Source organism: Stenotrophomonas sp. FW305-3-2-15-E-LB1, assembly GCF_058787375.1.
The window spans coordinates 1-19,475 of record NZ_JBYSZR010000017.1; the positions used below are offsets into that span (position 1 = coordinate 1).

Below are 19,475 nucleotides of genomic sequence, written 5' to 3' on the forward strand. Positions count from 1 at the left end.
CCCCCCCCCCCCCCCCCCCCCCCCCCCCCCCCCCCCCGCCCCTCCCCCCAGAAATCCGCTGTTCGCGGAAATCCCCAGCCACGAAGGGGCCCCGCCGATGGCAGCCAACCCCGCGCCAGCGCCGCTCTTCGCCGGAATGCCGGAATACCCGAATCCCGGAACCATGCGCTCGCTCACGGATTACCCGGTCAATTGATGACAACGTTGTCCCCACTTGGCCCCGGACTCTCTCCCCGGCCAGCCAGGTACCCCGTCCGCCCCCACCGTCGCCCTTCCCCGGGCGATGTCCGGACCTGCGTCACGCGCGGTGCCATCCGGCCCGCGCGCCACCGGAAGTCGGAGACACACCATGTACGACAAGCTTGTGCAGAGTGCCGATGTACGCAGTGCCGAACGCTCCTCCCGCCCCCTCCGCCCGCGCCGCATGGCCTGGCTGCTGGCCCTGGCCGCCGGGGCTGCCGCCCTGCCCGGCCTGGCCCAGGCCGCCAGCTGTGCCGGCGTGGCGCAGTGGGACCAGGCCAAGATCTACCGGGCCGGCGATACCCTGCAGAAGGGAGGGGTCCTGTACCGGGCGAACCAGGACATCTGGAACGCACCGCCGGACCATCCGGCCGGGGCGCCCTACTACACCAATCTCGGTGCCTGTGACGGCAGCGGCGCCAACCAGCCGCCGGTGGTCAGCCTGACCTCGCCCGCCAACGGCGCCACCTTCAGCGCCGGCAGCACGATCACCGTGAACGCCAATGCCAGCGACCCGGACGGCAGCGTCAGCAAGGTCGAGTTCTTCCGCGATGGCAGCTCGATCGGGGTGGACACCAGCGCGCCGTACAGCGCCAGCTGGGCCAACGCCAGCGCCGGCAGCCACACCCTGCGCGCGGTGGCCACCGACAACAACAACGCCACCACCAGCACCCCCACCATCACCATCACCGTCAACGCGGCCAGCGGCGATACCACCGCACCCAGCGTGCCCGGCGGCCTGGCGGTGGGCACCCGCACTGCCAGCAGCATCGCGCTCAGCTGGAGCCCGTCCACCGACAACACCGGTGGCAGCGGCCTGGCCGGCTACGACGTGTACCGCAACGGCAGCCTGGTCGGCTCGCCGTCCAGCGCCAGCTACGTCGATGGCGGGCTGACCGCTTCGACCACCTACAGCTACCGCATCCGTGCCCGCGACAATGCCGGCAACGCGTCGGCGCAGGGCAGCGCGGTCAGTGCCACCACCCTGGCCGGCAGCGGCGGCAGCACCGGCAAGCGGGTCATCGGCTACTTCACCCAATGGGGCATCTACGGCCGCAACTACCGGGTGAAGAACATCGACAGCAGTGGTTCGGCCGCGCGCCTGACCCACATCAACTACGCCTTCGGCAACGTGCGCAACAACCGCTGCGAAGTCGGCATCACCCAGCCGTCGGACCCGAACACCGGTGCCGGTGGCGATGCGTTCGCCGATTACAGCAAGGCCTTCGCTGCCGGTGAGAGCGTCAGCGGCAGCGCCGATACCTGGGACCAGCCGCTGCGCGGCAACTGGAACCAGCTCAAGCAGCTGAAGGCCAAGTACCCGGACCTGAAGGTGCTGATCTCGCTGGGTGGCTGGACCTGGTCGCGCGGCTTCTCCAGCGCCGCACGCCCGGAAAACCGCCAGGCCTTCGTCGCCTCCTGCATCGATGCGTACATCAAGGGCAACCTGCCGGTGACCGATGGTGCCGGTGGCGCAGCCGCGGCACTGGGCGTGTTCGACGGCATCGACATCGACTGGGAGTACCCGGTGGCGTGTGGCATCGAATGCGGCAAGCCGGAGGACAACGCCAATTTCACCGCGCTGATGGCCGAATTCCGCCACCAGCTCGATGCGGTGCGCCCGGGCCTGCTGCTGACCGTGGCCGTGGGTGCGGGCATCGACAAGGTCCGCGTCACCGACCCGGCCGCGTACCACCCGTACCTGGACTACATCAATGTGATGACCTACGACTTCCACGGCGCGTGGGATGCGAAGACCAATCACCAGTCCGCGCTGTTCGACTCGCCCAATGATCCGTCCACGGGCGACCAGAAGCTCTACAACAGCAACGACGCCATCGAGGCCTTCATCAGCCGCGGTGTGCCGGCGGCCAAGCTCAACCTCGGCATCGGTTACTACGGCCGTGGCTGGACCGGCGTGGCCAGCGGCAACAACGGCATGTACCAGACCGCCGGCGGTGCTGCGCCGGGCACCTACGAGGCTGGCATCGAAGACTGGAAGGTGCTGAAGAACCTGGCCTGGCCCGGTTACACCGACAACACCGCCGGTGCCACGTGGATCTACAACGGCAGCACGCTGTGGAGCTTCGACACCCCGGCCAACATCACCCGCAAGATGGGCTACGTGAAAACGCAGGGCCTGGGCGGCGCGTTCGTCTGGGAGTTCAGTGGCGACGATGCACAGGGCACGCTGACCAAGGCGGTCAGTGATGGCCTGAAATGAAAAAAGCCGGGGACGCATCGCGTCCCCGGCCCTTCCTGCATGATGCATCCGCCGGGCATGGCCCGGCGCTACCCGCCCATCCACGGTAGCGCCGGGCCATGCCCGGCGGCGTTCCGATCAGCGGCTGCCACCTGCGGTGCTGGCGGCGGCGCGCTTCTCCAGCGCCGCACGCAGCTGCGCCGGCGGCAGGTAACCGCCCAGCTGGGTGCCGTCGGGGGCGAAGATCGCGGGCGTGCCGTTGACGCCCAGGCGCTGGCCCAGCGTGTACTGCATGGCCACCGGGTTGGTGCAGTTCCTGGCCGGCACGCTGCCGCCGCGCTTGGCATTGGTCAGCGCCTGGCGGCGATCCGCCGCGCACCAGACCGAGATCATGTCGGTGTAGTCCTTGCTGCCCAGGCCCATGCGCGGGAAGGCAAGGTATTCGACGGTGATGCCGTTGCGGTTGAGCTCGGCGATGTCCTGGTGCAGCTTGCGGCAGTAGCCGCACTCGATATCGGTGAACACGCTGATGGTGTACTTGGCGTTGGGCGCGGCGAACACGATGCGGTCGCCATGGTTGGCCTTGGCCAGCAGCTGGCGGCGGTAGCCCAGCAGGCCTTCGCTGTTGGCCGGGGCCTTCTCGCGGGTGTCATACGGCTGCGACTGGAACAGGTAACGGCCGTCATCGGAGACGTACAGCAGCTGGCCGGAAACGACAACTTCGCGGAAACCGGGGAACGGTGCCGCGCCGACATAGTCGACTTCGAAGCCCGGGTTGAGCGCGGTCAGTGCGGCACGCACGGCCTGTTCGGGCGAACCCGCAGGCGCGGCCGGACCGGCCTTTGCAGCAGCGGCAGGTGCCTTGGCGGCCGGCGGCGCCGGCTGGGCGCAGGCGGTCAGGCTGACCGCACTGAACAATGCAGCGATGGCAAATCGGAACATGGGCAATCCGCTGGGAATCAGACCCCGGATTCTGACACAGGCCTACGTGACGGGCCGCGACCGTGCGCACGTACCGCCCCGCTGCCGCCGTTGGCCGTTCAGCCGCGCGGATGGTGCCGGGCGTGCAGCTTCTGCAGGTGTTCGCGCGCGACCAGGGTGTAGATCTGGGTGGTGGACAGTGAACTGTGGCCCAGCAGCATCTGCAGCGCGCGCAGGTCGGCACCACGGTTCAACAGGTGGGTGGCGAAGCTGTGGCGCAGGCCGTGCGGGCTGATCCGCGCCGGGTCGATGCCGGCTACCTGCGCATGGCGCTTGACCAGGTGCCAGAACGCCTGCCGGGTCAACGCATGCAGGCTCGGCTCGATGAACAGCGGCGTCTGCCCATCGGCCAGCGCGTGCACCTTGCCCTTGCCGACCAGCTGCGGCCGCGACTGCTGCAGGTAACGTTCCAGCCAGTGCTGCGACTCCTCGCCCAGCGGCACCAGGCGTTCCTTGCTGCCCTTGCCGGTCACCCGCAGCACGCCCTGGCGCAGGTTGACCGCGGTGGCCGGCAGCAGCACCAGCTCGCTCACGCGCAGGCCGGCGGCATACATCAGTTCCAGCATGGCGCGGTCGCGCAGCCCCAGCGGGCTGTCGATGTCCGGCGCGGCGAGCAAGGCATCGATCTGGCTTTCGGCCAGTGCCTTGGGCAGCAGGCGGGGCAGCTTGGGCGGATCCAGCAGCGCGCTGGGGTCTTCGCTGCGCTCGCCACGGCGCACGCCATCGGCGAAGAACGCGCGCAGCGCCGACAGCAGGCGCGCATTGCTGCGTGGCGACCAGCCATGGCGGGTGCGCCAGGCCAGGTAATCGAACAGGCCCGGGCGCTCGATGCCGGCCAGGCCGCCATCGCGGCCATCCATCCAGCGCGCCAGGCCTTCCAGGTCACGCCGGTAGCTGTCCAGGGTGGCGCGGGCCAGCCCGTTCTCGGCCCAGATCGCATCGAGGAAACGCTGGATGCGCACGCTGTCGTCGGCGCGCAGTTCCGGCAGCTGGGTGACCAGCTGGCGGCGTTCGGCAGGGGTGGAAATGACGGCCATGCGTGCAGGATACGAGGGCCACTGCGGGCGCGGCCAGCTTTGCGTATGCTCGGCGCATGTCCCAGCCCGCCACCGACACGGCCCCTGCGGCCGCCACTGGAACGCCCCGCCCGCGTGCGCTGCTGCCGTGGCGCGTGCTGGCGATGGTCTATGACGCCTTGCCGGTGCTGGCCCTGTGGATGCTGGCCGGCACGCTGTTCACCCTGGCCTACACCTTCAGTGGCCACGCCCAGCGCGAGAACATCGCGCCGTTCAGTGCGTGGCAGTGGCTGCTGTGGGCCGTGTGCTGGGCGGTGACCGGGTGGTACGCCACGGCCAGCTGGCGCCGCGGCGGGCAGACGCTGGGCATGCGGCCGTGGCGGCTGAAACTGGAATCGCGCGATGGCACGCCGCTGCGTCGCCGCCAGCTGTGGCTGCGCTTCGCGGTGGCCACGCTGTCACTGCTGCTGGGCGGGCTGGGCTTCTGGTGGGCGTGGCTGGATCGCCAGCGCCTGACCTGGCACGACCGCGCCAGCGGCACGCGCCTGGTGCGCATGCCCAAGCGCTGAGAGCGTCCGCCGGGCGTGGCCCGGCGCTACCTACGTAGAGTCGAGCTTGCTCGACTACGCTGCACGGCCGTCGAGCAAGCTCGACGCTACGGGTCAGCCTTCCGGCAGGATCACCGCTGGCTGCGCCCACAGCTCGAAGAACTGCAACGAGAACGCCGTGGCCTTGACGTCGTCGGGCACCGGGATCTTGCCGTTCAATGCCGCGCGGGTCGTGCCGAAGTCCTGCCACAGCTTCAGGCTGGCCTTCTTCAGGCGCTTCTGCTCGCCGGCATCGCTGGCCGCCAGGTACTGCGCATACAGTTCGCGCATCGGCTTGCCCTTGGCCTCGAAGGCGGCGGGCAGTTCCGGCAGGGTGGCCGGGGTGAATTCGACCGTCGCTTCCGGCGTCTGGTAGCCCTCCGGACCGAAGGCCGCGCGCAGATCGTCCTCGGCATCCAGGTACTCGAAGAAGCCGGGCACGTTGTAGAGCTTGGTGCGGTAATCAGACGAGGTATCCGGGCTGTTGGACATCACCACGCTCGGCAGTTCGCCCAGCAGGCCGATATCCCAGCGGCGCGGAATGAACAGGCCGGTCGCCTTCACGTACGGGCCATCAATCACCACGTCATTCAGCTCGATCTTGGAGGCCAGGCCGCCGGAGTTGGTTTTGCTGGTGACGTACTGCTCGGTCACGATCACGTACTCGCCCAGCGTCGGGTTGATCAGGCCGCCGATGCCGCCGGCGTAGACCACCATGCGCACGGTGCCGATCTTTTCGCTCTGCAGCCGGTACTGGCCAGGCTCCAGGCTGATGGGCACGGCCGTGTGCGGCGGAATGACGTGCGCCTGCGCGTCGATGGACAGGGTGACCGGTGCGTCGGTCGGGTTGTCGATCTCGAAATCGATCGGGCGCGAACAGCCCACCAGCAACAACAGGGCGGCAACAGCGGGAACCAGGCGATTGAAGAGCATGTTCATCCTTGAAGGTGTTCATCCTTGGTGTGGAGCGTGCGGGCGCCGCATGCGCCCGCGCGGTGAAGCAAGGCGGCGCTACCTGCGCCGGAACAGCCAGCCGGAGACCGCCAGCATGACGATGGGCGGCAAGGCGTAGGCAATGCGGTAATCGAATTTCAGCGCACCGGCCATGCGCCCGAAGAACAGCTGCAGCAGCCAGAAGCCCAGCGCGAACAGGATGCCCAGGAACAGGCGCTTGCCCATGCCGCCGCTGCGCAGCGAACCGAACGCGAACGGCACGGCGGCCAGGCACAGCGCCAGCACGTTCAGCGGGTAGAACCAGCGGCTCCAGTAGACATCCTCGAAATCACGGGCATCGAGGTTGTTGCGCTCGCGGTACTCGATGCTGGTGCGCAGCTCGGACACGCTCAGGTTGCGCGGCTTGGCGATGCCGGTCGCCAGTGCGCCGGCATCCAGCTTGGAGTCCCACCGTTCGCGTTCGGCTTCCTCGCGGGTCGCGCCACGCTCGGCGAAGGTGTCGCGCTTGACCCCGGTCAGCACCCAGCCGTCCTTGTCGTGCTCGGCGGTGGCCGCATGGGTGAGCGACACGATGTTGCCATCCCCGGCAATGCGGTACAGGCGCACGTCACGCAGGATCAGCCGCGTGCCCTTGTCACCGACCAGCTGCTCTTCGCCGGTGGCGGCATTGAGGAAGGTGTCACCCTCGCGCGCCCACAGGCCCGAATAGCGGGCCGTGGTCACATCGGTGCCCCACTTGGCGCTCATCTTCAGCGCATCGGCACGGCTCTGGCCCCACGGGCCAATGGTCTCGGCACTGATCACCATCACGCCGGTCAGCAGCGACAGCGCGATCGCCACCGAGACGCTGAGGCGTTTGCGCGACAGGCCCAGCGCGCGCAGCGCGGTCAGCTCGGAGGTGGCAGCCAGCTGGCCCAGGCCCATCAGCGCGCCGATCACCGCGGCCGTCGGGAAGAAGGTGTAGGCACGGCGGGGCACGGTATACAGCACCCACGCCGCGGCATGGCCCAGCGAATAGCCGTTCTTGCCGATATCCTTGAACTCACCGGAGAAGGCCATCACTACGTCCAGGCCGGTCAGCACCGCCCAGGTGAGCAGCACGGTGGTGAACACCGCACGGCCCAGGTAGACATCGAAACGCATCGGACGCAGCTTCATGCGCGGGCTCCCTTCGGGCGGGCCAGGCGGCCATCGCGCGCGTACATCCAGATGGCGAACGCCAGCAGCGGCAGGGTCAGCCACCACAGCCCCAGCGCGCCGGGAATGCGGCCGTCGGCAATCCAGCCGGCGCCGATGAAGGTCAGGTTGGTGCCCACCATGTAGGCCAGCAGGGCCAGCATCATGCGGCCGTAGCGCTGCTGGCGCGGCGAGCTGCGGCCCAGCGGCACGGTCAGCAGGGCGAAGGCCAGGGCGATCAGCGGCGGGGCGATGCGGCGGTGCAGCTGGGCCTTGGCCTCAGGCCGGTCGTCACCCAGCAGCTGCAGGGTCGGCATCAGCTCGGGGTCATCCTCGGCCTTGGCCTGGGCGCCGTCGGGCAGGGCCACGTCATTGCGGGCGAAGGTGGCCAGCCGGTAATCCAGCGCGCCAGCCAGCGGGCCTTCCACCTGGTGGCCATCGTCCAGCTCCAGGAAGCGCTGCTGCTTGCCCTCGAAGAACATGCGGCCACCGGCGGCGGACACCACTTCCAGCCGGTCATCCTTCTGCCGCTGCAGGAACACCCGGCCCAGCGTGGTGCCATCGGGCGAGATCGAGGACAGGTAGACCACGCCGCCATTGGGCAGCGGGGTGAACCGGCCCGGCTCCAGGCCGGCCATCAGCACGCTGCGGTTGGCGTCCTGGATCATCTGCTCGGCGGTGCGGCCGGCCCAGGGGCCCAGCCACAGCGAGCAGGCGCCGACCAGCAGCACCACCGGCACCACCAGCATCAGCAGTGGCCGCATCAGGCGCCTGGGGCCAACGCCGATGGCCGTCAGCACCGCCATCTCCGAATCGCGGTAGAGGCGGCCAATGGCCAGCAGCAGGCCCAGCATCAGCGCCAGCGGCAGGATCAGCGGCATGTAGGCGATGAACTGCAGGCCCAGCTGCGAGAACAGCAGCTTGGCCGGCAGCCTTCCGTCGGCGATGTTGCCGAGGATGTCCACCAGCACGCCGCCCACGCTGACCACCAGCAGGACGATCAGGGTAGCCAGGAAACTCTGGACGAAATCGCCCAGCAGGTATCGGTCGAGCTTCAGCATGGGGCGGTGGTTTAAACTCTGGGGTTCGTTCGCGGTGCCGCCCAGTCTACTGTCTGGGCGTAAACGGCCTGCGATTGTACGGACTCGCCAATGGAATCTGCTCAATGGCCCTCGAATTCACCCTGAACCACCTCGCTCCGGCCGCCGCCAGCGTCGACTGCCTGGTCGTCGGCGCCTATGCCGACCACTCCCTGACCCCGGCCGCCCAGGCCCTGGACGCCGCCAGCGGTGGGCGCCTGGCCGCCCTGGCCCAGCGCGGCGACCTGTCCGGCAAGACCGGCGCCACCACCCTGCTGCATGACCTGCCGGGCGTCAGCGCCCCGCGCGTGCTGGTGGTCGGCCTGGGCGAAGCCGCCCGTTTCGGCGTGCCGCAGTACCTGAAGGCCGTCGGCGACGCCGTGCGCGCGCTGAAGGCCGGCGCCGCCCGCAGCGCGCTGTTCACCCTGTCCGAAGTGGCCGTCAAGGACCGCGACGCCGCCTGGGCGATCCGCCAGGCCGTGATCGCCGCCGACCACGCCGCCTACCGCTACACCGCCACCCTGGGCAAGAAGAAGGCCGACGACGCCGGCCTGGCCCAGCTGGCCATTGCCGGTGATGACGCCCAGGCCCTGGCCCAGGGCCAGGCCATCGCCGCCGGTGTCGAGTTCGCCCGCGAACTGGGCAACCTGCCGCCGAACTACTGCACCCCGGCCTACCTGGCTGAAGTGGGCGTGAAGTTCGCCGGCGAGCACGACGGCGCCGAGGCCGAGATCCTCGACGAGCACCAGATGGAAGCGCTGGGCATGGGCTCGCTGCTGGCCGTGGCCCGCGGCTCGGCCAACCGCCCGCGCCTGGTCGTGCTGAAGTGGACCGGTGCGGCCGACGCCAAGCCGTACGTGCTGGTCGGCAAGGGCATCACCTTCGATACCGGTGGCGTCAACCTGAAGACCCAGGGCGGCATCGAGGAGATGAAGTACGACATGTGCGGTGGCGCCAACGTCATCGGCACCTTCGTCGCCGCCGTGAAGGCCAGGCTGCCGCTGAACCTGGTGGTGGTCGTGCCGGCCGTGGAAAACGCCATCGACGGCAATGCCTACCGCCCGTCCGACGTGATCACCTCGATGTCGGGCAAGACCATCGAAGTGGGCAACACCGACGCCGAAGGCCGCCTGATCCTGTGCGACGCGCTGACCTACGCGCAGCGTTTCGAGCCGCAGGCCCTGGTCGACGTGGCCACCCTGACCGGCGCCTGCATGGTGGCCCTGGGCCACCAGACCGCCGGCCTGATGAGCAAGCACGACGACCTGGCCAACGAGCTGCTGGCCGCCGGCGAGCACGTGTTCGACCGCGCCTGGCGCCTGCCGCTGTGGGACGAATACCAGCCGATGCTGGATTCGAGCTTCGCCGACGTCTACAACATCGGCGGCCGCTGGGCCGGCGCCATCACCGCCGGCTGCTTCCTGTCGCGCTTTGCCGAAGGCCAGCGCTGGGCCCACCTGGACATCGCCGGCGTAGCCAGTGATGAAGGCAAGCGTGGCATGGCCACCGGCCGCCCGGTCGGCCTGCTGAGCCAGTGGCTGCTGGACCAGGTCGCCCGCGCCTGATGCCGTACCTGCCCCTGGCCGGCGCCTGCCGGCCGGGGCATCCTCCGGCCTGCCCGCCCGGCATGCCGGGCCCCTGCCCGACCCGGACCCTGCCATGCCCCGCGCTGATTTCTACCTGATCGCCAAGCCCCGTTTCCTGACCGAGCCGCTGCGCCTGGTCTGCGAACTGGCGCGCAAGGCCAACGATGCCGGGCTGCCCGCCCTGGTGCTGGCCCGCGACCAGGCCCAGGCCGAAGAGCTGGACGAACTGCTGTGGTCGTTCGACGAGGATGCCTACATCCCGCACCAGATCGTCGGCGAGGACGTGGACGAGGAAGAGGCCGTGGTGCTCATTTCCATCCCCGGGGACGAGGCGCCGATGCGCCCCCTGGTGATCAACCTGCGCGACGAACCCTGGCTGGGCCAGTGCGAGCGCGTGCTGGAAGTGGTGCCGGCCGACCCGGAAGCGCGCGAACCGCTGCGCGAACGCTGGCGCCAGTACAAGACCGCCGGCTACGACCTGAACAAGCACGACATGTGAGCGCGGCGTGGCCCCCTTGATGGGCCGTCCCGCTGCCCTGATCCTTCAACGATTACCTCCTGGTTCCCCCGCATGACCCAACTCGCCTCCAGCTACGACCCGAAGTCCTTCGAGACCGACCTCTACGAGGCCTGGGAGAAGGCCGGCCACTTCAAGCCGTCCGGCAAGGGCGAGCCCTACACCATCCTGCTGCCGCCGCCGAACGTGACCGGCACCCTGCACATGGGCCATGCCTTCCAGCAGACCCTGATGGATGCGCTGGTGCGCTACCACCGCATGCGCGGCTACGACACGCTGTGGCAGGTGGGTACCGACCATGCCGGCATCGCCACTGAAATGGTGGTCAGCCGCAACCTGGCGCTGGAAGGCAAGGGCGAGACCCGCGATTCGCTGGGCCGCGAAGGCTTCATCGGCAAGGTGTGGGAGTGGAAGCAGCAGTCCGGTGACATCATCGAGCGGCAGATGCGCCGCCTGGGCACCTCGGCCGACTGGTCGCGCAGCACCTTCACCATGGACCCGCAGCCGTCCGAAGCGGTGATCGAAGCTTTCGTGCGCTGGCACGAACAGGGCCTGATCTACCGCGGCCAGCGCCTGGTCAACTGGGACCCGGTGCTGAAGACCGCGATCTCGGACCTGGAAGTGGAGAGCGCCGAGGAAGACGGCTTCCTGTGGTCGATCGCCTACACGCTGGATGAAGGCCTGAGCTACGAGCACGTCGAGCGCGATGCCGACGGCGTGGAAACCCTGCGCGAAACCCGCGATTACCTGGTCGTGGCCACCACCCGCCCGGAAACCCTGCTGGGCGATACCGCGGTGATGGTGCACCCGGAAGACGAGCGCTACGCGCACCTGATCGGCAAGAGCGTGGTGTTGCCGCTGACCGGCCGCCGCGTGCCGGTGATCGCCGATGACTACGTGGACCGCGCATTCGGTACCGGCGTGGTCAAGGTCACCCCGGCGCACGATTTCAACGATTACCAGGTGGGCGTGCGCCACAGCCTGCCGATGATCAACCTGTTCACCCCGGTGGCGGCGCTGAATGAAAACGCGCCCGAACGCTTCCAGGGCATGGACCGCTACGAAGCGCGCAAGGCCGTGCTGGGCGAACTGGAAGACCTGGGCGTGCTGGTCGAAACCAAGGCGCACAAGCTGCAGGTGCCGCGCGGCGACCGTACCGGCCAGGTGATCGAGCCCTATCTGACCGACCAGTGGTTCGTGAAGATGGACGAGCTGGCGCGTCGTGGCCTGGAGCTGGTCGAGAACGGCAGCATCGCCTTCGTGCCGCCGAACTGGATCAACACCTACCGCCACTGGATGAACAACATCCAGGACTGGTGCATCAGCCGCCAGCTGTGGTGGGGCCACCGCATTCCGGCCTGGTTCGATGCCGCCACCGGCAGCTGCTACGTCGGCCGCAGCGAAGACGAAGTGCGCGCCAAGCACAACCTGGGCAGCGACGTGGTGCTGAGCCAGGAAAGCGACGTGCTGGAAACCTGGTTCTCCTCGCAGATCTGGCCGTTCTCCACCCTGGGCTGGCCGAACGCGCAGGCCATGGCCGAGCGTGGCTTCGACCGCTACCTGCCGTCGTCGGTGCTGGTCACCGGCTTCGACATCATCTTCTTCTGGGTGGCACGCATGATCATGGCCACCGACAACCTGACCGGGAAGATCCCGTTCAAGGACGTCTACTTCACCGGCCTGATCCGCGACGGCCAGGGCCAGAAGATGTCCAAGAGCAAGGGCAACGTGCTCGACCCGCTGGACATCATCGACGGCATCGCCATCGACGACCTGGTGGCCAAGCGCACCGGCGGCCTGATGCAGCCGAAGATGGTGGAGAAGATCGAGAAGGCCACCCGCAAGGAATTCCCGGACGGCATCGCCGCCCACGGTGCCGACGCGCTGCGCTTCACCATCGCCGCGCTGGCCACCCATGGCCGCGACATCAAGTTCGACATGAACCGCGCCGAGGGCTACAAGAACTTCTGCAACAAGCTGTGGAACGCCAGCCGCTTCACCCTGATGAACACCGAGGGTGCTGCGTTCAATGGCGTGCCGAGCCCGCGCACCGATGCCGAGCGCTGGATCCTGGCGCGCCTGGCCGCGGTCTCCGCCGAGGCGCAGGGCCATTACGCCAACTACCGCTTCGACCTGCTGGCACAGTGCCTGTACGAGTTTGCCTGGAACGAGTTCTGCGACTGGTTCCTGGAACTGAGCAAGCCGGCCCTGAACGGTGCTGACGCCGCCGATGCCGACAGCACCCGCCACACCCTGCTGTACGTGCTGGAAGCGCTGCTGCGCCTGCTGCACCCGCTCACCCCGTTCATCACCGAACAGCTGTGGCAGCAGCTGGCCCCGCGCCTGGGCCTGGCCGAAGCCACCCTGTCGCTGCGCCCGTACCCGACCGCCGACGAATTCGCCGGCGATTTCGCCCAGGCCGAGGCCGATGTGGAATGGCTGAAGGCCGTGATCAGTGCCGTGCGCCGCGTGCGCAGTGAACTGAACGTGGCCCCGTCCAAGCTGGTGCCGCTGCGCCTGCAGGCCGGCCTGGAGCTGGACCGCGTGCGCATCGAACGCTTCAGCGCTTCGCTGTCGTTCCTGCTGAAGCTGGACAGCATCCAGTGGCTGGCCGAAGGCGAAAGCGCGCCGCCGGCCGCCGCCGCGATCGTCGGCGAGCTGAAGCTGCTGGTGCCGCTGGAAGGCCTGGTGGATCTGGATGCCGAGCGCGCGCGCCTGGACAAGGAGATCAAGCGCGTGGAAAGCGAGAAGGAAAAGAGCGAGGCCAAGCTGGCCAAGTTCACCGACAAGGTGCCGCCGGCCGTGGTCGAGCAGGAGCGCGTGCGCCTGGTCGACTGGAACACCCAGCTGGCCGGCCTGCAGGAACAGCGCGCGAAGCTGTAACGGCTGCGGTCCGGGTGCCAACCAAAGTTGGCAGCTACCAACGCGGTATTGGAAACGCCGGGCACTGCCCGGCGTTTCCATTTCTGCCCCATGGCATCATCGGGCGATGCCGCTTTCCATCTTCCTGCTGGTCCTCGCCGCTGCTGCCCTGCATGCCAGCTGGAACGCGATCGTCAAGCGCGGGCCGGACAAGTTCCTCGGCACCGTGCTGGTCACCGGCAGCGCTGCACTGCTGTCGGCTGCCGCCCTGCCCTTCCTGCCCGTCCCTGCGGCGGACAGCTGGCCGTGGCTGGCCGCGTCGGTGCTGCTGCAGGTGACCTACTACGGCCTGGTCGCACGCTGCTACCAGCAGGTGGACATGAGCCTGGCCTACCCGCTGATGCGTGGCTGCGCGCCGATCCTGGTCGCGCTGGCCGGCAGCCTGTTCGGCCAGTCGCTGCCCGCGGTCGCGTGGCTGGGCGTGGTGCTGGTCAGTACCGGCATCCTGTGCATGGCGCTGGGCGCGCGTGGCGGCCAGCTCGGCCTGCCGCTGCTGACGGCGATGATGATCGCCACCTACACGCTGGTCGATGCGCACGGCGCACGCCAGTCGGGCAGCGCGCTGGGCTACACGCTGTGGCTGTTCCTGCTGTCCGGTATTCCACTGCCGCTGTGGGCGCTGTACACGCGGCGTGGTGCGGTGCTGGCCTATGCGCGCCAGCATTGGCCGCTGGGCCTGGCCGGTGGCGTCGGCACCACCGCATCGTATGCAATGGCGCTGTGGGCGATGACCCAGGTACCGGTGGCGATGGTATCGGCGCTGCGCGAATCGTCGATCCTGTTCGCCCTGCTGATCTCGGTGTTCGTGCTGCGCGAACGCGTGCCGCGCGTACGCTGGCTGGCGGCGGGATTGATCATCGGCGGCGTACTGGCGCTGCGGATGGCATAAACCATCCATCGGTAGCGCCGGGCCATGCCCGGCGAGCGCGGCGGCAATCCTTCTCCGTTACAGCGGCGGCATCGTCTGCAGGTCGTCGTTGACCAGCTCGATCGCCATCACCAGCGCATCCTCGCGGCCGTTGGCGGCCGGGTAGTAACGCGGGCGGCGCCCGATCTCGTTGAACCCTTCGCTGTGGTACAGCGCCAGCGCCGAGGTGTTGGACGGACGCACTTCGAGGAACACGCGCTGCGCGCCCCGGTCACCGGCGAGGCGCACCAGCGCGCGCATCAGTTGCCGGCCCAGGCCATGCGACTGCTCCAGCGGATCGATGCAGATGTTCAGCACGTGGGCTTCGTCGGCGGCGAGGCTCAGCACGCCATAACCGATCAGCAGGCCGTCACGCTCCATGGCCAGGCCCGGGTAGCCGGCACGCAGGCAGTCCAGGAAAATGCCGCGCGTCCACGGATACGGGTAGCCACGCACTTCAATGGCCATCACCGCATTGAGGTCGCTTTCGCGCAGGGCGCGCATCGACACCGGGCCCGGCCGGGCGACCGCACTCACGGTGCGCCCCGCTTGCGCAGCGCGCGCAGCTGCGGCCACAGCGCGCGCTTGGCTGCCGGGTCGCGACGCAGCTGTTCCAGTGGCCAGCTGTCCATCAGGGCCTGCGTGGCCGGATCATTCGGATTGCAGCCGGAGGCCCGCAGCAGCGCGATCTGCAGTCGATCAGGCAGGCGCACCGACGGCTGCCGCGCGTTGCCGCTGGGCTGCGGCCGCGAGGCGGCCGGCGCGGTATCGGGTGCGGCCACCGGCGTGGTCCGCGACGGCGGCGCCCCACGCTCGTACTGCACCGGTGCGCGTTCGGCCGGCGCGTCGGCCTGGCGTGGCGGTTGCCGCGGCGCTTCGCTGCGCACCGGCGCTGACGCCGCTTCGGCCTCGGCCACGCTCAACTGCAGGGCCGCGTCCAGCTCGGCGGCCAGCTGGCCGTCGTGGTAGACGGTATAGCCCATGGCCTGCAGCCAGGCCTGCTGGGCCGGGGACCACAACACGGGCAGGTCCTGGCTCACGCCGCCTCTGGCTTCTTGCGCAGGCGCTGCAGGGCCCACATCACCGGGCCGGACAGCGCGTAAAGGATGCCCACCACGAACAGCACGCGTGGCAGGTCGATGACCGCGATGGCGATGGCGATCGGCACCAGCGCCAGCACCAGGAACGGTACACGGTCGGAACGGGTGCCCTTGGCGGCACCGCCCTTGAAGCTCCAGAAGCGGATGCGGCTGACCATCAGCAGGGCCGCGACCACGGTGACGGCCAGCGCGACGAAGCGCAGCTCGTTGCCGTTCCAGCCCAGGCTGCCATCGGCGAAGGCCCAGACGAAGGACATCATCAGCCCGGCCGCGGCCGGACTGGCCAGGCCGACGAACCAGCGCTTGTCGACCACGGCCACCTGGGTGTTGAAGCGGGCCAGGCGCAGCGCCGCGCAGGCGGCATACAGGAAGGCCACCGCCCAGCCGAGACGGCCGAGCAGTTCGCCGTCGTACTTCAGCTCGGACAGCGACCAGTGGTACATCACCAGCGCCGGGGCCATGCCGAAGCTGACGAGGTCGGCCAGCGAGTCGTACTGCACGCCGAATTCGCTGCTGGTGCCGGTCAGGCGGGCAACGCGGCCATCCAGGCCATCCATCACCGCCGCTACGAACACCGCGATGCTGGCATTGACGAAATCGCCATTGGCCGCCGCGATGATGGCGTAGAAGCCGGAGAACAGCCCGGCGGTGGTGAACAGGTTGGGCAGCAGGTAAATCGTGCGCGAACGCGGCGGCGGTGTGATCGGGTCCATGGAATCCAGTTTAATCGACTTGCCAGCGGTCGGCGGCAATGCTGCAATCGGCGTTCTACGCCCATTCCGCGGAGTTTGCCATGCGTGCCTTGTCCTGCCTGGGATGCCTGCTGCTGTTGGCCAGTGCCAACGCGGTGGCCGGGCCCGTCTACAAGTGGAAGGATGCCAAGGGCGTGACCCAGTATTCGGAGACGCCGCCGGCCGGGGCGAAATACGAAACCCGGGAGCAGGCCCGCGGCACGCAGCCGGCCGCACCGGCCGCCGCCGAGGCCGCGCCGGTACCGGAGCAGTGCAGCACTGCCCGGGCCAATGTGACCCTGCTGGCGGGCACCGGTCCGGTGATGCAGGACACCGACGGGGATGGCAAGGCCGATACCGCGTTGACGCCGGAGCAGCGCAGCGCGCAGAAGGGCTTGGCCGAAGCGGCCATCAAGGCCTACTGCCCGCCGGAGGGTTAAGGGGGGGTCGGCAGGGCTTGCAGCCCTGCACCTGCTGCAATCAACGTCAAAAGACACAGCGGCATTCCGAGGGATGGCGGGGCACTGTGGGTGTGCGGGGACGCCGTAAACCCATCCATGGGGGCTTGGTCGCCGCACCCATGCGGCTCACACCCCGCAAACCCACAGTGCCCCGCCTTCGACAGGTTCACGCGGCTGCTGGAACCTGCTGGTGGTGGGTGCCGACCGTTGGTCGGCACATCTGTCAGATATCGAATAAATCATCCACGCATGGCGTGGATCTACTGCGTCGACTCAGACGGGCTTCTGGTAGGTGTCGACCTTGGTCGACACGATTTTCCTCCCAGATATCGATATTCAAATGGGGTCAGAGCCCGTTGCGCAGCAACGGGATCCGACCCCGTGCTCCGACAGATCGCGGAAAACTGTCGAAGGCGGGGTGGGTCCGGTTGAGGGGGCGTGAGCCGCATGGATGCGGCGACCGAGCCTACATGGACGTATTCACGGCGTCCCCCTCAACCGGACCCACCCCGCCATCCCCCAGGAACCCGGCTTTTGACGTTGCTCCGGCTTCGGACGTTGATTCGGCGGGTGCAGGGCTGCAAGCCCTGCCAGTACAAACCCCCGGCCGGGCTGGCAGAATAGGCGTCTCTGCCGTTATCCGAAGCCGACGATGCGCCTCTCCCAGTTCCACCTGCACACCACCAAGGAAACCCCCAGCGACGCCGAGCTCACCAGCCACCGGTTGATGCTGCGGGCGGGCATGATCCGCAAGCTGGCATCGGGCCTGTACACCTGGTCGCCGCTGGGCCTGCGCGTGCTGCGCAAGGTCGAGCGCATCGTGCGCGAGGAAATGGACCGCGCCGGCGCCGTCGAATTCCAGATTCCGACCATCCAGCCGAAGGAACTGTGGGAGCAGACCGGCCGCTGGGAAAAGTTCGGCCCGCAGCTGCTGAAGATCAAGGACCGCAAGGAACAGACCTTCTGCTACAGCCCCACCGCCGAAGAAGCCGCCTGCGATTTCGCACGCAGCGAGCTGTCCAGCTACAAGCAGCTGCCGGTCAACTTCTACCAGATCCAGACCAAGTTCCGCGACGAGATCCGCCCGCGTTTCGGCGTGATGCGCGCGCGCGAATTCCTGATGAAGGATGCGTATTCGTTCCACCTGCACGATGACTGCCTGGTGCGCGAATACGAAAACATGAAGGCGGCCTACAGCCGCATCTTCACCCGCCTGGGCCTCGATTTCCGCATGGTGCAGGCCGATTCCGGCGCCATCGGCGGCGATGCCTCGCAGGAATTCCACGTGATCGCCGATTCGGGCGAGGACGCGCTGGTGTTCTCCACCGGCTCGGATTATGCCGCCAACATGGAAGCGGCCGTGGCCGCCGATCCGGCACCGCGCGCGGCTGCCGCCGAAGCCATGCGCAAGGTGGACACGCCCACGCAGAAGACCTGCGAGGACGTCGCTGCCCTGCTCGGCCTCGACCTGACCCGCACCGTGAAGTCGGTGGGGCTGATGACCGAAGGCGGCTTCGTGCTGGCCCTGGTGCGCGGCGACCACGACGTCAACGAGATCAAGCTGGGCAAGGTCGCCGGCCTGGAAGACCAGCGCTTCGCCAGCGAGGCGGAAATCGCCGAGTACCTGGGCAGCGTGCCGGGCTTCCTCGGCCCGGTCGCCCCGGCCAAGGCCATCCGCGTGGTCGCCGACCGTGAAGTGGCGGCCATGGCCGACTTCGTCGTCGGCGCCAACGAGGCCGGTTTCCACCTGGCCGGCGTCAACTGGGGCCGCGACCTGGCCGAGCCGGAAGTGGCCGACATCCGCAACGTGCAGGCCGGTGACCGCGCCGTGGACGGCGGCGAACTGAAGATCGCCCGCGGCATCGAGGTCGGCCACGTCTTCCAGCTGGGCCGCAAGTACGCCGAAGCGCTCGACGCCACCGTGCTGGACGAGAACGGCAAGGCCGCGGTGATGGCGATGGGCTGCTACGGCATCGGTATTTCCCGCGTGGTCGCGGCGGCGATCGAACAGAACCACGATGACGCCGGCATCATCTGGCCCGACGCGATGGCGCCGTGGCAGGTGGTGGTGTGCGTGATCAACCCGAAGGGCGACGCCGGCGTGGCCGATGCGGCCGCCGGCCTGCTGCAGGAACTGCGCGATGCAGGCCTGGATGCGGCGCTGGATGACCGCGGCCTGCGCCCGGGTGCCATGTTCGCCGACATGGAACTGATCGGCGTGCCGCACCGGGTGGTGGTCAGCGAACGCGGCCTGGCCGCTGGCACCTTCGAATACCGTTCGCGCCGTGCCAGCGAGGCGGAGAGCCTGGACAAAACCACCCTGCTGCAGCGCCTGCAGGGTTGATTGGAAAGACCGGGGCCTGCCCCGGTCTTTTTTTGCCTGTTTTGTGCGCACCAGCAAAATGCCGGCGGACATAATCCGGTCAAAATGGACGGATTGGGGCCACCTGGCCGCCATGTCACGACTGCCGGTATTTGTGCTGGGATTAATTCGTCATTATTCTGTCCCGCGACGCCACGGACCGGCTCGTCCCTGTCCCTAATTCAGTTTCCGGAGTAATCGTAAATGAGCATCGACCTGAGCGGCCTGTCGGCACGCGAGCTGGGCGCCCTGATCCGCACCGCCAAGAAGCAGCAGACCATCGTGGCCAAGCGTCGCCCGATCACCAAGGTACGTGCCCAGCTGAGCAAGCTGGCCAAGGCCGAGGGTTACACCATCGAGGAACTGTTCGGTGACGCGCCGGCCGCCCCGCGTGCGCGCAAGGCCACCAAGGCCACCAAGGCACCGGCGAAGACCGCGGGCCGCAAGCTCGGCAAGGTTGCGCCGAAGTACCGCAATCCGGCCAACCCGAAGGAAACCTGGACCGGCCGTGGCAAGCAGCCGCGCTGGATGGCCGAACTGACCGCCAAGGGCGGCAAGAAGCCGGAAGATTTCCTGATCAAGAAGGCCTGAGGCCCACGGTCGGAATGAAATGAAAAACGCCGGCGCAAGCCGGCGTTTTTTTGTTCCCCGGC

Annotated in this window: 16 protein-coding genes and 1 pseudogene; 9 read left to right on the forward strand and 8 right to left on the reverse strand. The window is 68.3% G+C overall.

Annotation, left to right across the window (positions count from 1 at the left end):
• Positions 1–349 precede the first annotated feature (349 nt).
• The gene (locus tag AC3WL7_RS13100) at positions 350–2,464 is read left to right on the forward strand and encodes a glycosyl hydrolase family 18 protein (RefSeq protein WP_492750676.1); all 2,115 of its coding nucleotides are present in this window, start codon (positions 350–352) and stop codon (positions 2,462–2,464) included.
• A gap of 117 nt (positions 2,465–2,581) precedes the next feature.
• On the opposite strand, the gene AC3WL7_RS13105 is transcribed toward AC3WL7_RS13100, so the two are convergent.
• Both AC3WL7_RS13105 and xerD read right to left on the reverse strand, forming a co-directional pair.
• Positions 2,582–3,385, reverse strand: a complete 804-nt coding sequence (locus AC3WL7_RS13105; protein WP_079220577.1) for a DsbC family protein — start codon at positions 3,383–3,385, stop codon at positions 2,582–2,584.
• A gap of 98 nt (positions 3,386–3,483) precedes the next feature.
• The gene (xerD, locus tag AC3WL7_RS13110; RefSeq protein ID WP_283221026.1) at positions 3,484–4,461 is read right to left on the reverse strand and encodes a site-specific tyrosine recombinase XerD; all 978 of its coding nucleotides are present in this window, start codon (positions 4,459–4,461) and stop codon (positions 3,484–3,486) included.
• A 56-nt stretch (positions 4,462–4,517) separates the two neighbouring features.
• Here xerD and AC3WL7_RS13115 point away from each other — a divergent pair, with 56 nt between their 5' ends.
• Positions 4,518–5,009, forward strand: coding sequence for an RDD family protein (locus AC3WL7_RS13115; RefSeq protein ID WP_079220575.1), 492 nt, complete (start codon positions 4,518–4,520; stop codon positions 5,007–5,009).
• 93 nt (positions 5,010–5,102) lie between these two features.
• Here the strand turns inward: AC3WL7_RS13115 and AC3WL7_RS13120 are convergent, their stop codons facing one another.
• The 3 genes from AC3WL7_RS13120 to lptF form a co-directional block, all read right to left on the reverse strand.
• A complete protein-coding gene (locus AC3WL7_RS13120) occupies positions 5,103–5,960 on the reverse strand; it encodes a hypothetical protein (RefSeq protein WP_492750680.1) in 858 nt (285 codons plus the stop codon).
• A 78-nt stretch (positions 5,961–6,038) separates the two neighbouring features.
• Positions 6,039–7,139, reverse strand: coding sequence for an LPS export ABC transporter permease LptG (gene lptG, locus AC3WL7_RS13125; protein WP_492750681.1), 1,101 nt, complete (start codon positions 7,137–7,139; stop codon positions 6,039–6,041).
• The gene (gene lptF, locus AC3WL7_RS13130; protein WP_492750683.1) at positions 7,136–8,218 is read right to left on the reverse strand and encodes an LPS export ABC transporter permease LptF; all 1,083 of its coding nucleotides are present in this window, start codon (positions 8,216–8,218) and stop codon (positions 7,136–7,138) included. Before lptF ends, lptG begins: the two co-directional genes overlap by 4 nt.
• A gap of 104 nt (positions 8,219–8,322) precedes the next feature.
• On the opposite strand from lptF, the gene AC3WL7_RS13135 reads away from it, so the two are divergent.
• From AC3WL7_RS13135 to AC3WL7_RS13150, 4 genes are all read left to right on the forward strand, one after another.
• Complete coding sequence (locus tag AC3WL7_RS13135) at positions 8,323–9,801, forward strand: leucyl aminopeptidase (RefSeq protein WP_079220572.1); 1,479 nt, start codon at positions 8,323–8,325, stop codon at positions 9,799–9,801.
• A gap of 94 nt (positions 9,802–9,895) precedes the next feature.
• Positions 9,896–10,321 carry a DNA polymerase III subunit chi gene (locus AC3WL7_RS13140; RefSeq protein WP_108745936.1) on the forward strand — a complete coding sequence of 142 codons (426 nt, stop codon included), beginning with the start codon at positions 9,896–9,898 and terminating at the stop codon, positions 10,319–10,321.
• A gap of 72 nt (positions 10,322–10,393) precedes the next feature.
• On the forward strand, positions 10,394–13,222 hold the full coding sequence (locus AC3WL7_RS13145; RefSeq protein WP_492750687.1) for a valine--tRNA ligase: 2,829 nt from the start codon (positions 10,394–10,396) through the stop codon (positions 13,220–13,222).
• 106 nt (positions 13,223–13,328) lie between these two features.
• Positions 13,329–14,150, forward strand: a complete 822-nt coding sequence (locus AC3WL7_RS13150) for an EamA family transporter (RefSeq protein ID WP_492750689.1) — start codon at positions 13,329–13,331, stop codon at positions 14,148–14,150.
• Between the two features lie 57 nt (positions 14,151–14,207).
• Here the strand turns inward: AC3WL7_RS13150 and rimI are convergent, their stop codons facing one another.
• From rimI to pssA, 3 genes are read right to left on the reverse strand one after another with little or no spacing between them, the layout of a single operon-like run.
• On the reverse strand, positions 14,208–14,705 hold the full coding sequence (gene rimI / locus AC3WL7_RS13155; protein WP_079220568.1) for a ribosomal protein S18-alanine N-acetyltransferase: 498 nt from the start codon (positions 14,703–14,705) through the stop codon (positions 14,208–14,210).
• The gene (locus tag AC3WL7_RS13160; RefSeq protein ID WP_174208717.1) at positions 14,702–15,151 is read right to left on the reverse strand and encodes a hypothetical protein; all 450 of its coding nucleotides are present in this window, start codon (positions 15,149–15,151) and stop codon (positions 14,702–14,704) included. The genes rimI and AC3WL7_RS13160 overlap by 4 nt, the downstream gene beginning before the upstream one ends.
• 53 nt (positions 15,152–15,204) lie before the next feature.
• Complete coding sequence (gene pssA / locus AC3WL7_RS13165) at positions 15,205–15,981, reverse strand: CDP-diacylglycerol--serine O-phosphatidyltransferase (RefSeq protein ID WP_079220566.1); 777 nt, start codon at positions 15,979–15,981, stop codon at positions 15,205–15,207.
• Positions 15,982–16,061: 80 nt separating this feature from the next.
• Here pssA and AC3WL7_RS13170 point away from each other — a divergent pair, with 80 nt between their 5' ends.
• From AC3WL7_RS13170 to AC3WL7_RS13180, 3 genes and pseudogenes are all read left to right on the forward strand, one after another.
• The gene (locus tag AC3WL7_RS13170; RefSeq protein ID WP_079225082.1) at positions 16,062–16,439 is read left to right on the forward strand and encodes a DUF4124 domain-containing protein; all 378 of its coding nucleotides are present in this window, start codon (positions 16,062–16,064) and stop codon (positions 16,437–16,439) included.
• A gap of 673 nt (positions 16,440–17,112) precedes the next feature.
• Positions 17,113–18,804 (forward strand): proline--tRNA ligase, encoded by a 1,692-nt coding sequence (locus tag AC3WL7_RS13175; protein ID WP_492750692.1) that lies wholly within the window; start codon positions 17,113–17,115, stop codon positions 18,802–18,804.
• A 222-nt stretch (positions 18,805–19,026) separates the two neighbouring features.
• Positions 19,027–19,407, forward strand: a pseudogene (locus tag AC3WL7_RS13180) (H-NS histone family protein); the annotation flags it as partial.
• Positions 19,408–19,475: the final 68 nt, after the last annotated feature.

Bases quoted from the DNA above. Each gene is read 5' to 3' on its own strand.
- AC3WL7_RS13175 (WP_492750692.1), top strand. From the start codon at position 17,113: ATGCGCCTCTCCCAGTTCCACCTGCACACCACCAAGGAAACCCCCAGC.
- AC3WL7_RS13105 (WP_079220577.1), bottom strand. From the start codon at position 3,385: ATGTTCCGATTTGCCATCGCTGCATTGTTCAGTGCGGTCAGCCTGACC.
- AC3WL7_RS13150 (WP_492750689.1), top strand. From the start codon at position 13,329: ATGCCGCTTTCCATCTTCCTGCTGGTCCTCGCCGCTGCTGCCCTGCAT.
- AC3WL7_RS13170 (WP_079225082.1), top strand. From the start codon at position 16,062: ATGCGTGCCTTGTCCTGCCTGGGATGCCTGCTGCTGTTGGCCAGTGCC.
- lptG (WP_492750681.1), bottom strand. From the start codon at position 7,139: ATGAAGCTGCGTCCGATGCGTTTCGATGTCTACCTGGGCCGTGCGGTG.
- lptF (WP_492750683.1), bottom strand. From the start codon at position 8,218: ATGCTGAAGCTCGACCGATACCTGCTGGGCGATTTCGTCCAGAGTTTC.
- AC3WL7_RS13100 (WP_492750676.1), top strand. From the start codon at position 350: ATGTACGACAAGCTTGTGCAGAGTGCCGATGTACGCAGTGCCGAACGC.
- AC3WL7_RS13120 (WP_492750680.1), bottom strand. From the start codon at position 5,960: ATGCTCTTCAATCGCCTGGTTCCCGCTGTTGCCGCCCTGTTGTTGCTG.
- pssA (WP_079220566.1), bottom strand. From the start codon at position 15,981: ATGGACCCGATCACACCGCCGCCGCGTTCGCGCACGATTTACCTGCTG.
- AC3WL7_RS13140 (WP_108745936.1), top strand. From the start codon at position 9,896: ATGCCCCGCGCTGATTTCTACCTGATCGCCAAGCCCCGTTTCCTGACC.
- AC3WL7_RS13145 (WP_492750687.1), top strand. From the start codon at position 10,394: ATGACCCAACTCGCCTCCAGCTACGACCCGAAGTCCTTCGAGACCGAC.
- AC3WL7_RS13135 (WP_079220572.1), top strand. From the start codon at position 8,323: ATGGCCCTCGAATTCACCCTGAACCACCTCGCTCCGGCCGCCGCCAGC.
- AC3WL7_RS13160 (WP_174208717.1), bottom strand. From the start codon at position 15,151: ATGGGCTATACCGTCTACCACGACGGCCAGCTGGCCGCCGAGCTGGAC.
- AC3WL7_RS13115 (WP_079220575.1), top strand. From the start codon at position 4,518: ATGTCCCAGCCCGCCACCGACACGGCCCCTGCGGCCGCCACTGGAACG.
- xerD (WP_283221026.1), bottom strand. From the start codon at position 4,461: ATGGCCGTCATTTCCACCCCTGCCGAACGCCGCCAGCTGGTCACCCAG.